This is a genomic window from Alteromonas sp. KUL49 (genome assembly GCF_006538345.1).
Lineage (GTDB): Bacteria > Pseudomonadota > Gammaproteobacteria > Enterobacterales > Alteromonadaceae > Alteromonas.
Genome location: NZ_BJKL01000001.1, coordinates 117,850 through 129,323 on the forward strand (window position 1 = coordinate 117,850; position 11,474 = coordinate 129,323).

Annotated in this window: 13 protein-coding genes; 11 read left to right on the top strand and 2 right to left on the bottom strand. The window is 45.8% G+C overall.

Translation table 11 applies throughout. The annotated features are described in order from the left end of the window. Positions 1 to 90 precede the first annotated feature (90 nt). The 5 genes from lexA (at position 91) to EYS00_RS00555 (ending at position 5,598) form a co-directional block, all read left to right on the top strand. Complete coding sequence (lexA, locus tag EYS00_RS00535; RefSeq protein ID WP_130634631.1) at positions 91 to 717, top strand: transcriptional repressor LexA; 627 nt, start codon at positions 91 to 93, stop codon at positions 715 to 717. A 641-nt stretch (positions 718 to 1,358) separates the two neighbouring features. Next, positions 1,359 to 2,459, top strand: a complete 1,101-nt coding sequence (gene coxB, locus EYS00_RS00540; protein ID WP_373995551.1) for a cytochrome c oxidase subunit II — start codon at positions 1,359 to 1,361, stop codon at positions 2,457 to 2,459. A 9-nt stretch (positions 2,460 to 2,468) separates the two neighbouring features. Beyond that, the gene (gene ctaD / locus EYS00_RS00545) at positions 2,469 to 4,076 is read left to right on the top strand and encodes a cytochrome c oxidase subunit I (RefSeq protein ID WP_130634633.1); all 1,608 of its coding nucleotides are present in this window, start codon (positions 2,469 to 2,471) and stop codon (positions 4,074 to 4,076) included. A 30-nt stretch (positions 4,077 to 4,106) separates the two neighbouring features. Continuing rightward, positions 4,107 to 4,694, top strand: a complete 588-nt coding sequence (locus tag EYS00_RS00550) for a cytochrome c oxidase assembly protein (RefSeq protein WP_130634634.1) — start codon at positions 4,107 to 4,109, stop codon at positions 4,692 to 4,694. A 25-nt stretch (positions 4,695 to 4,719) separates the two neighbouring features. Further along, positions 4,720 to 5,598, top strand: coding sequence for a cytochrome c oxidase subunit 3 (locus EYS00_RS00555; protein ID WP_130634635.1), 879 nt, complete (start codon positions 4,720 to 4,722; stop codon positions 5,596 to 5,598). A gap of 18 nt (positions 5,599 to 5,616) precedes the next feature. On the opposite strand, the gene EYS00_RS00560 is transcribed toward EYS00_RS00555, so the two are convergent. Then, the gene (locus EYS00_RS00560) at positions 5,617 to 5,826 is read right to left on the bottom strand and encodes a DUF2909 domain-containing protein (RefSeq protein WP_130634636.1); all 210 of its coding nucleotides are present in this window, start codon (positions 5,824 to 5,826) and stop codon (positions 5,617 to 5,619) included. 32 nt (positions 5,827 to 5,858) lie between these two features. Between EYS00_RS00560 and EYS00_RS00565 the strand changes: the two genes are divergently transcribed. From EYS00_RS00565 to EYS00_RS00590, 6 genes are read left to right on the top strand one after another with little or no spacing between them, the layout of a single operon-like run. After that, positions 5,859 to 6,572 carry an SURF1 family protein gene (locus EYS00_RS00565; protein ID WP_130634637.1) on the top strand — a complete coding sequence of 238 codons (714 nt, stop codon included), beginning with the start codon at positions 5,859 to 5,861 and terminating at the stop codon, positions 6,570 to 6,572. Next, on the top strand, positions 6,562 to 7,116 hold the full coding sequence (locus EYS00_RS00570; RefSeq protein WP_130634638.1) for a hypothetical protein: 555 nt from the start codon (positions 6,562 to 6,564) through the stop codon (positions 7,114 to 7,116). Before EYS00_RS00565 ends, EYS00_RS00570 begins: the two co-directional genes overlap by 11 nt. A gap of 10 nt (positions 7,117 to 7,126) precedes the next feature. Next, a complete protein-coding gene (locus EYS00_RS00575; protein ID WP_130634639.1) occupies positions 7,127 to 8,179 on the top strand; it encodes a heme A synthase in 1,053 nt (350 codons plus the stop codon). Further along, positions 8,172 to 9,089 (top strand): heme o synthase, encoded by a 918-nt coding sequence (cyoE, locus tag EYS00_RS00580; RefSeq protein WP_130634640.1) that lies wholly within the window; start codon positions 8,172 to 8,174, stop codon positions 9,087 to 9,089. Before EYS00_RS00575 ends, cyoE begins: the two co-directional genes overlap by 8 nt. Continuing rightward, positions 9,086 to 9,724: an SCO family protein gene (locus EYS00_RS00585; RefSeq protein ID WP_130634641.1), complete on the top strand. Its 639-nt coding sequence runs from the start codon at positions 9,086 to 9,088 to the stop codon at positions 9,722 to 9,724. Before cyoE ends, EYS00_RS00585 begins: the two co-directional genes overlap by 4 nt. Before the next feature lie 4 nt (positions 9,725 to 9,728). Further along, positions 9,729 to 10,328 (top strand): GNAT family N-acetyltransferase, encoded by a 600-nt coding sequence (locus EYS00_RS00590; protein WP_130634642.1) that lies wholly within the window; start codon positions 9,729 to 9,731, stop codon positions 10,326 to 10,328. A gap of 17 nt (positions 10,329 to 10,345) precedes the next feature. Here the strand turns inward: EYS00_RS00590 and EYS00_RS00595 are convergent, their stop codons facing one another. Further along, positions 10,346 to 11,434: a polysaccharide deacetylase family protein gene (locus EYS00_RS00595; RefSeq protein WP_130634643.1), complete on the bottom strand. Its 1,089-nt coding sequence runs from the start codon at positions 11,432 to 11,434 to the stop codon at positions 10,346 to 10,348. Between the last annotated feature and the right edge of the window lie 40 nt (positions 11,435 to 11,474).

The following is an 11,474-nucleotide window of genomic DNA, read 5'->3' on the forward strand; positions in this document are numbered from 1 at the left end:
CGTAATCTAGGTTTATCGGATTAATCATTGCTTGCCATTTAATCATGGGTGTATATACTTACAGGAACTGTATAGAAAAACAGGTCTTTTATGCGCCCACTTACTGCACGACAAACCGAAGTACTCGAACTCATTAAATCCACGATGCAAGAGACGGGTATGCCGCCTACACGGGCAGAAATAGCGCGTCAATTAGGCTTTCGTTCTGCGAATGCTGCAGAAGAGCATTTGAAAGCTTTAGCGAGAAAAGGCGTTATCGAAATCCTTCCTGGAACGTCACGAGGTATAAAGCTCAATGTACCTGTTGAAGATGTAGAATCAGAAGAAGAAGGTCTTCCACTTATTGGGCGTGTTGCCGCGGGCGAGCCAATTTTAGCTCAAGAACACGTTGAGACTCACTACAAGGTTGATCCTAACTTATTTCACCCTAGCGCTGATTTCTTACTTCGCGTTGACGGTATGAGTATGAAAGATATTGGAATTATGGACGGAGACTTACTTGCCGTTCATCGCACAACCGATGTACATAACGGGCAAGTAGTGGTTGCGCGTGTTGATGAGGACGTTACTGTCAAGCGTTTAGAAAAACGTGGTCGTGAAGTGTTACTCCACGCTGAAAACGAGGAATTTGCGCCAATTAAAGTCGATTTGGCTAATGAGCCATTTAATATCGAAGGTATCGCTGTTGGTGTCATTCGAAACGCTGATTGGATGTAGCTAAGATCCTCATTAAACCAATTTAATTAAGAAAAGCGGCCGAAAGGCCGTTTTTTGTTGATTTTTTATTCACTTTTGACCCGCAAACGATCAACTAACCAAACTTTTTAGCATGCTTAGTTAGATGCGGAAAAATCAATGAATGGTCTGACAAATTTAATGAGTTGGATCAGCTTCTTACTTGTCTAAACTTTGACATAACCACGCTTAGCTCCCATCTTCATCCTGATTTTAAAGCAGTTTTCGCGATTTTTTGCCAACTATCACCAGTTTGATTTGTACGCTATTGGTAACTGCAACTATTCGCCCGTAAATTTCTTCGAGAATTATACATTTGGTTAAAAAACATACCAAATATGAAGTTTTTGAAATAAAAGACTAGACGTACGTTGTTTATTGAGCAATTCTTATACAGCATTTTACAAAATAATAACAACGACTCAAATCTATATTTACATGCGGGCAGATCTGGGTCGAGTTCATGGAAACCACTTGGTGAGAACAACGCGCTACAACTTAGCGACATGGTTCCACCATAATGGAGGTGCTGAGTGAAACGACTTACGGTTTCTGCCGTAAAGGGGTTAACAAACAAGCTAGCCCTTTGGCTTTATTCTTTACCCTTACTGGGTTTTTCTGCGTTGTCTATCGGCGCAAGTTCAGATACTGAAGAAATCTCTTCAATAAATCTTCGGCCTGGTGCTACTGAGATAAGCGGCCAGGTATACGACTTACACATGCTGATGTTTTACATCTGCGTGGCGATTGCTGTTGCGGTCTTCGGTGTGATGTTCTTGTCGATGTATTTACATCGCAAATCACGAGGTGCGAAACCTGCGAACTTTCATGAAAATGTGAAAGTGGAGATTGCTTGGACCGTAGTGCCTTTTCTTATTCTAATTTTTATGGCGGTGCCGGCAGCAAATACGCTTATTGCCATGGAAGATACCAGTGAGCCCGACATGACCGTATTGGTTACTGGTTCTCAGTGGAAGTGGCACTACAAGTACATGGATAGTGATGTTGAGTTCTATTCATTGATGGCTACTCAACGCGAGCAAATCGAAAATCGCTTTGATAAAGGTGAAAACTACTTACTCGAAGTGGATCGGCCTTTGGTTATTCCTACCGGACAAAAAGTTCGCTTTTTGATCACGTCGGATGATGTGATCCATTCGTGGTGGGTGCCAGACTTTGCCGTCAAAAAAGATGCAAACCCAGGATTTATCAATGAGGCGTGGACACGGGTTGATGAGCCCGGCATTTATCGCGGTCAGTGTGCTGAGCTTTGTGGAAAGGATCACGGATTTATGCCCGTGGTCGTTATCGCGAAAGAGCCTGCCGAATATAACGCTTGGATTGACGAACAAGAGGCTATAGCTAAGCGAGCTCGAGAAGAAGAGCAACGTCTACTGGCGATGAATATGTCTATGGACGAACTCATGACGGAAGGCGAGCGTGTATACAACGCTGCTTGCGCCGCCTGTCACATGCCCAATGGTGAAGGTCTTCCTGGTGTATTCCCTGCACTGAAAGGGAGTGAGATGGTTTTGGAAGATCAGCACGCACATATCGAGATCGTTCTCAATGGTAAGTCAGGTACGGCCATGCAGGCATTTGGAAAAATGCTCAGCTTAAAAGAGATTGCTGCTGTTGTGACCTATGAGCGAAATGCATGGGGCAACAACACTGGTGATGCTGTGCAGGCTAAAGATGTTAATGCCGTCGTGAATGGAAATTAGGAGCCCGTTATGAGTAAAGCAACAGATGTTCTTACGCCGGATACGGCGCATCACGATGACGACCATCACGATCATATACCTAAGGGGATAACACGTTGGTTGTTCACGACTAACCACAAAGACATTGGTACTTTGTATTTGTGGTTCGCCTTCATCATGTTCTTGGTGGGCGGTGCGATGGCTATGGTCATTCGCGCGGAGTTATTTCAACCTGGGCTACAAATCGTCGAACCCAATTTTTTCAACCAGATGACTACGGTGCATGGCCTTATCATGGTATTTGGTGCCGTCATGCCCGCGTTTACTGGTTTAGCTAACTGGCTTATTCCTATGATGATCGGCGCGCCAGATATGGCGTTGCCGCGCATGAATAACTGGAGTTTTTGGATTTTACCCGGTGCATTCCTAATCTTACTAGGGTCACTGTTTATGGAAGGTGGCGGTCCTGCGTTCGGTTGGACCTTCTACGCGCCGCTATCAACTACTTACAGCAATGACTCTACGGCCTTGTTCGTATTCTCCGTACATATCATGGGGATCTCGTCCATCATGGGTGCCATAAACGTCATCGTTACTATCTTCAACATGCGTGCACCTGGTATGACGTGGATGAAGATGCCACTGTTTGTATGGACGTGGTTAATTACAGCCTTCTTATTGATAGCGGTAATGCCCGTACTGGCAGGAGCCGTGACCATGGTACTTACTGATAAGTTCTTTGGCACTAGCTTCTTTGATGCCGCCGGTGGTGGCGACCCAGTAATGTTCCAGCATATTTTCTGGTTCTTTGGTCACCCAGAAGTGTACATCATGATATTGCCCGCCTTTGGTATTATCTCTCAGATCGTACCGACCTTTTCTCGCAAGAAGCTGTTCGGTTACGCGTCTATGGTTTATGCCACTGCATCAATAGCACTGCTGTCCTTCGTGGTTTGGGCGCACCACATGTTTACCACTGGGATGCCGGTGTACATGGAGATGTTCTTCATGTTCGCCACTATGCTTATCTCGGTGCCAACTGGGGTTAAGGTATTTAACTGGGTGGCGACTATGTGGCGTGGGTCATTGACCTTCGAAATGCCCATGATGTTTGCAATAGCCTTTATTGTTCTGTTTACCATTGGTGGTTTATCGGGATTAATGTTGGCGATAACACCCGTGGACTTCCAATACCATGACACTTATTTCGTGGTCGCTCACTTCCATTACGTGCTAGTTACTGGCGCCGTATTCTCAATTATGGCTGCCGTGTATTACTGGTTACCTAAATGGACGGGGAAAATGTACGACACCGCATTGGCAAAATGGCATTTCTGGTGCTCGTTAATTTCAGTAAACGTACTTTTCTTCCCAATGCACTTTGTTGGTTTAGCGGGTATGCCGAGACGTATTCCTGACTACGCCCTTCAATTCGCTGACTTTAACAAGTGGATAAGTATAGGCGGTTTCGCGTTTGGCTTGTCTCAGCTTATTTTCTTGGCGCTACTTATTAAAGCATGTCGCAAAGAAGGTGAAGCCGTGTCGAATCAGGTGTGGGAAGGTGCAGAAGGTTTGGAGTGGGAAATCCCATCACCAGCGCCTTATCACACGTTTGAAACACCCCCAGAAGTGAAGTAGCACACAGTCGCGAACGTTAGGAGAGCACCTATGCAAACCAAAACGCAGCAAAACAACAAAATGGTCATTCGCTTGGTAGTGATTGTTCTGGGTATGTTTGGCTTTGGGTTTGCGCTGGTGCCGCTCTATGACGTGTTCTGCGACCTAACGGGTATTAATGGCAAAACAGACAATACCGCAGCTAGCTATCAAATGGTTGAGGTGGATGAAAGCCGAAGCATTACGGTGGAGTTCATTACCAAAACCATGACAGGTATGCCTTGGGAATTCCGTGCTGAAACCTTCCGTATGGAAGTACATCCGGGAGAACTCAGTACCGTTGGCTTCTACGTCAGAAATCCAGCGAATAGCAATATGGTAGCGCAAGCGATTCCCTCAGTATCGCCGGGAGAAGCGGCGCTCTACCTGAACAAGACAGAGTGTTTTTGCTTTAACCAGCAACCACTCGATTCCGGTGCTGAAGCCTACATGCCCATGCAGTTTTACGTTGACCCTCAGCTTCCTGAGGACATCAGTTATTTCACAGTGCAGTACACCCTATATGACGTGACAGAGAGAACAGATGACACGTCTACTACCAATCCGTTTATGGTTTCGGTCGCTGAGAGTGGCGAGTAGCCGCCCTTAGTCAGAGGAGAAAAAAATGCAGCAAGAATATGAACGCTATTACGTACCCGCGCAAAGCCCTTGGCCCATTGTTGGGGCGGTGGCGCTGTTTTTAATTGCCGTTGGGGCTGGCACTGTGGTGCTGGAAACTACTAAAGGCGAGTCGGGTTATGGTACACATACGTTAACTGCCGGCATACTTGTGTTGTTGGTGATGCTTTTTGGTTGGTTTAAAAACCAAATTGATGAAAGTATGTCAGGGCTCTATAGCGACCAATTGGGTCGTTCATACCGTCAAGGAATGAGCTGGTTTATTTTTTCAGAAGTGATGTTTTTTGCCGCCTTCTTTGGCGCGTTGTTTTACGCTCGCTTCATTTCAGTGCCTTGGCTAGGTGGCGCATCAAATAATGAAATGACAAACGCTGTGCTATGGCCAACTTTCGAGGCCATGTGGCCGCTCATCAACACGCCAGACGGTACTACTACGCAGGTGATGAGTGCAGCTGGCTTACCGACGATTAACACCATCATACTGTTAGTGTCGTCTGTCACACTTCACTTTGCTCATACAGGATTAGAACAGCAAAAGCGCAAGCAACTGACGTGGATGCTGGGAGTAACCATTTTACTGGGCTTAATTTTCCTTACGCTGCAAGTACAAGAATACATTCACGCCTATCGCGATTTGGGGCTAACACTTCAGTCTGGCGTGTATGGTAATACCTTCTTTATGCTCACGGGCTTCCACGGTATGCATGTCACATTGGGAACCATCATTCTCATCGTTCTGTTTTTCCGTGTATTGAAAGGGCATTTTACCCCTGAAAATCATTTCGCGTTTCAGGCAGGTAGCTGGTATTGGCACTTTGTCGATGTAGTTTGGGTCATGCTCTACATCTTTGTTTACGTACTCTAGATAGACATACACCCAATCCTAGTAAGGTCGGGGGTTGGGTGTAATTAATCCCGTACTTATTGCCAGTAAGATGATAACGACGATAACGGCGGAGGTAAGTACACGACGGCCTATATATTTGCTCATTGGTCCGTCTTCAGGGTTGTTTCTTATCATAACGCGCATCGCAAGAAACAAATTAACCAGCATGTAAATCACCAGGGCTACGAGCAAGATTTTTATTATCATTCTACTGTCCTCAGGAGTGTGTACTGTTTGATATGAAGCTGTTACGTCCGTCTTCACTCGCTGCTTTGACCATTACTGCCCTTAGCGTAGTGATTATGTGTAGCCTTGGGTTTTGGCAACTTGAACGGATGACACAAAAGCAACAGCGTCTTTCAAGCATAACGCAAAAGCAGGCTAAAGGAAGTTTAAGCCTAATAGAGGCGCTTGCACAAAATGACCCAAGAGATCTATCGGTCAACTTTCAAGGGCAAGTAGACACTGAGCATTTGATGTTTCTGGACAATCAGGTGTATCAACAGAAGGTTGGATATAATGTGTTTGCCCCTGTGAGTACAAATGTTGGCTGGTTGTTGGTTAACTTTGGCTGGATGCCCGCAGCCGACCTAACACGTCAGATTCCAACTTTAGATAAAGCTAACGTTGCGCTAAACAGATTTGAAGGCGTAGTGTCGCTACCAAGCAACAATCCATTAGTGGACAACTATCTAGATACCAATGCTGGGTTTCCCCAAGTAATACAACAAGCCTTACCCGAGCAAGTTGCCCCTCTACTAAATCGAGACCTTTTACCCTATGTGGTTGTGCTTACCCAGCCTGACCACTTCTTCGTTCGGCATTACACCCCCGTTGTAATGTCTCCTGAGAAACATCTTGGCTACGCCATTCAATGGTTTGGGTTAGCAATTGCAGCTGCTCTCATTGGTGGAATAGCAATTATTAAAAAAGGACGTACTCATGACGCCTGATAAAACATCCTCTTCTTCAAAGAAAACCTTAATCGGCATGTTAGCCGTGTTCGTTTTACCAGTGATCCTTGCGAAAGTAGCGCTAGACAACGAATGGTTTAATCGGGGGGCAACAAATAAAGGACAACTAATCGCACCGACCTTGGACCTCAGCAATCAGTTAACAGGCGTATCACCCAAGTGGCGGCTCTTGTATGTCATGCCAGAAAACTGTGATGCCAGCTGTGAAAACGCTCTGTTTAGTATTAACCAAGTGTGGCTAGCTTTAGGGAAAAACGCTGATCGTGCTGAGGCGCTCGTACTCACTACATCATCGAGCGACCAGTCTGCAATTGCTCAGCTAGGCGAGTACCCCAATGTACGTACCCTTTCTGTTAACGACGCCATTGATGGGTTGAGTAGTGACAACGTATATGTGGTGGACACTCAGTACAACGCCATGTTGTTTTACACCATTGCTCCAGATAAAGACGTGGCGGTAATGGAGAGTAGAAACATGCTCGCTGACATGCGTAAGTTGCTTAAGTTATCTCGTATTGGTTAGGAGAAGTTCAATGAGAAAGCTGGTGGTATTTAGCTTATTTTTGGCTGTGGTGGTCATCATCTTGGGGGCATACACTCGCCTAACCGATGCTGGCCTGGGTTGTCCTGACTGGCCCGGGTGTTATGGTTTTTTAACCGTACCGTCGTCTGAACAAACCGTTGCCCAAGCAAATGAAGCCTATCCTGAACGTCCGGTGGAAGCATTTAAGGCATGGAACGAAATGGTTCACCGTTACTTTGCCGGAGCGCTGGGGCTATGTATTTTAGCCATTGCTGTTATTGCGGTGCGTGGTCGTCACAATGGGACGCCAGTCAAGCTCCCCTTATTTTTGTTAGCTTTGGTGACCTTTCAGGCCATGCTTGGTATGTGGACTGTCACACTCAACCTTCTACCAGTCGTTGTTATGGGGCACTTGCTCGGCGGCTTTACCGTGCTTACCTGTTTATTCTTGTTGTATTTGCGATTACCTAAAGCGCAAAACACGGTAGTTGAGCCAGAGATTCATAATGAGCATGCTCAAAGTACCTTGATGAGTTCTCGCGGATTTAAGCTCTGTATCGTTGGAGTGGTTGTGCTAGTGGGGCAAATCGCACTGGGCGGTTGGACATCCGCGAACTATGCTGCGCTAGCTTGTACAGAGATGCCAGTGTGTGAATCCGGATGGCAAGAGCGTTTAGATTTTTCAGGCGCGTATAGCGTACCTGACGCTGAAAATTATGAGTACGGTGCGCACGACTATGGTGAGCGAATGACTATGCACATAGTTCATCGATTTGGCGCTGTTGTCACTTTTGCGTACTTGTTAGCCCTGGGGGTAATGGGGTTACTCAGCAAAACGGCTTCCACCGGAATTAAACGCATCTGTGGATTAATGCTCATCGCACTATTCGCTCAAGTGGGATTAGGCGTGAGTAACATAGTGTTCAGTTTACCAATGGCGGTTGCGGTAGCGCATAATGCCGTTGCGGCTCTACTTTTACTCTCTCTTGTCTGGCTAAGTTGGACACTTTTCTCTTCTCGTGTTGCTTCGATAAATATGGAATCTGGAGTTTCTCATGGCTAAATCTGCTGCTTATGTTTCGAATACCTCTCGCCGATCAACGCAAGCATCTTGGCGCGACTATTATGAACTCACTAAACCCAATGTGGTTATGTTGCTACTACTTACTGCTTTGGTGGGAATGTGTTTGGCTACGCCCACTTGGGTCGATGCGCTAACACTTACTGCGGGGCTTGTGGGCATAGGGTTTCTGTCAGCCTCTGCGGCAGTGATTAATCATGCGGTGGATCACCAGATTGATAGCAAAATGGCGCGTACTTTCAATCGCCCTGTCGCCAAAGGGAAGGTGTCGATTAATAATGCGCTTACGTTCGCTTTGGTATTGGGAGTTGCTGGCTTTGCTTTGCTTGCTGTACTAGTGAATATGCTTACTGCATGGTTAACATTGGCGAGTTTAGTAGGTTACGCAGGCGTTTATACCTTGTTTTTAAAGCGAGCAACGCCGCAAAATATTGTCATTGGTGGATTAGCCGGCGCTGCGCCGCCACTACTTGGCTGGACAGCAGTGACGGGAGAAATTCACGCTCATGCATTATTACTCGTGTTAATCATCTTCACTTGGACTCCACCCCATTTTTGGGCGTTGGCCATTCATCGTGAAAAAGACTATGCAAAAGCTAAGGTACCTATGCTTCCGGTGACTCATGGTGTCAATTTTACTAAGACGTCGGTGTTGTTGTACACAGTGCTATTAACCTTAGTTTGCTTGTTGCCCTACTTAGTCGGTATGAGCGACCTTATCTATTTAATTGGGTCCACACTGCTCAATATTGGCTTCTTGTACTATGCTTACAAATTGAAGTTTTTAGCAAAAGAAGACACCGCAATTAAAACATTTCGCTACTCAATTGTGCATCTCATGTTATTGTTTGTGGTACTTCTATTGGATCATTATTTACCATTAAGTCTATGAATCAACGAATTATTGTCGGAGTCGTCGCGTTTATCGCCTTGTGTGCGGGAGTTGTTGGGGCCTTGTATATTGCCCCACCTAGCACGTCAGAGCCCAGTTACTTTCAAGCATACCCAACGCCTCGCGACATTAATTCTTTTACGCTTACCAGCCATACGGATAAGGCGTTTACCCAAGAAGATCTAAAAGGTCACTGGAGTCTTGTTTTTCTTGGGTATACCTTTTGCCCCGACATTTGCCCCACAACTATGGCCGAGCTCAACGGCATATTTCCATCGTTGCAGAAAATAAACACTGAACACTCACCCCAAGTCGTATTTGTGTCGGTAGATCCAAAACGAGACACCACAGAGCGATTAGCCCAATACATTGGTTTTTTTAACAATAGCTTTGTTGCGGTTACTGGAGAGCACACACAACTTTTTCCCCTCGCCAGAAACCTTGGCATGATGTATTCCATGTCAGACAGTACTGACAATCCAAATTACCTCGTCGATCACAGTGCTTCAGTGGTGGTAGTAAACCCCCAAGCACAAGTGGTTGGACGCTTTAAACCGCACCGCGAGCCAGGACAGTTAGCGATAAGTGACGCGCAGCAAATACTGCACGACATGCCGATTCTGATGTCGGAGTGAGGGCATGTTGGTCGAAATTCGCCGAGGGCGCCCAGAAGATGCACAGGCCGCCGCTAACCTTATTCTTTCTGCCGCTGAAGAGGTCATTACTGATTTGTTTGGCGATGGATGTAAATCCAAAGCGTACAAGTTTTTAGTACACGCCTGGCATCATGGTAGAGGTCAATACGGTTCGGAGTTTCATTGGGTTGCGCAATGTGAAAGCGAAGTGGTGGGAGTTATTACGGCGTGGCATACTAATTTGGGGCGAGAATTTGATCGCGCTACACTCGACAGTATTACGGCTTTCTATGATATTGATGAGTCGTTAGATGTGTTAGTTAAGAACCAGTTGATTAGTGCTGAACTCACACCGCCGGAAGGCCATGAATGGATGCTAGGTCATGTTGCAGTGGCACCCACGCATCGCGATAAAGGGGTGGGGCGAAAGTTAGTCGCTACTATGTACCCATTGGCAAAACGCTTTGAAAAGACCTCAATTGTACTCGACGTACACGTAAAGAATGTTCCCGCTATTCGGTTTTATCAACGTCTTGGTTTTCAAGAACAACAAGTGAATGGGCAGTTCATACGTTTCGCAAAAGCAGTCACTAGTGACATGTGAAACAAGGTTAAAATTTACTAGTCAGGATAACGCCCCAGCTCATCAGCAATAAAGAATGGCTGTGAGTACCAATAGTATCTTCCCGATTGTGTTTTCGAAGGCGCAGTGCAATTAACCCGCGAACGACCTATTGGGAGCCTTTGTTCAATGCTATACGAAATAACGTTATCACTGACTTGGGTAGGAATGAGTGAGCCATTGAAGTAACAAGTTGCTTGATTAATACGTACGTCAGTTGTCTCGATAATTACGGAGATTCTATCATTGAGTTGCCTGTCGACAAGCTCAGGATCCCCTAGCGAGTTCGCCATTACCGGCATGGCTAAGCTGTTCAACTTTACTTTCAAGGTATTTAAATTTGCATAAATACCCGCAGCAGGAAATCTAGGTAGCTGGCCAAAGTCACTCATTGCGCCAATGGCACCAGAATGTTGCCCAAAACCTATGTACCCTTCAGATGTCACTTTTTCTGCGAGTAAATTATTAAACTCGCCGAATGGGTAAGCTAAGTAACGCAAAGATTCGCCGGTATTTTGTGTGATCATCGCTTCAGCTCGAACCACATTGTTCCATACTCTTTCTAACCACTTTTGCTGAGTTTCATCCGCTTTTTTGTTCAACATGTGTAGGTGATCTAGCGTGTGATTAGCGAAGCTCGCGCCCTCTGATTGCATTTTCTTGATCGTTTCCCACGTCAACTGACTGCGAGACTTGCCAATTTCTAGGGGGTTAATAAATATGGTATAGGGAAAGCCATAGCTTTTTAAAACAGGGTGTCCGTTGTCGAAAATATTTTGATAACCGTCATCAAAGGTAATTGCCACGGCATTTTCTGGAAGCGGCTGACTGTTTTTAATGGCCTCAATGACCTGTTGTAATGGCACTACAGTGTGATGTTGCGACAAGTATTCCATGTGTTGTTTAAATTGATCTGGGGAAATACTTGTACTCGCTGGTGTATTGTCAGCCACATGATGATAAAGCAGCACTGTTGCACTTGATGTTGCCGGCGATGAAGTGTCAGCACTTTGAATATTTGCGCTCACTTGATAGCTGAATGCAAGGCACAGGCTGGCAAGCAGTGTAAGAAAAAACGTCTTCATCATTCAATCGACCTAAAAAGAAAAAGGACAAACGGGACAACCC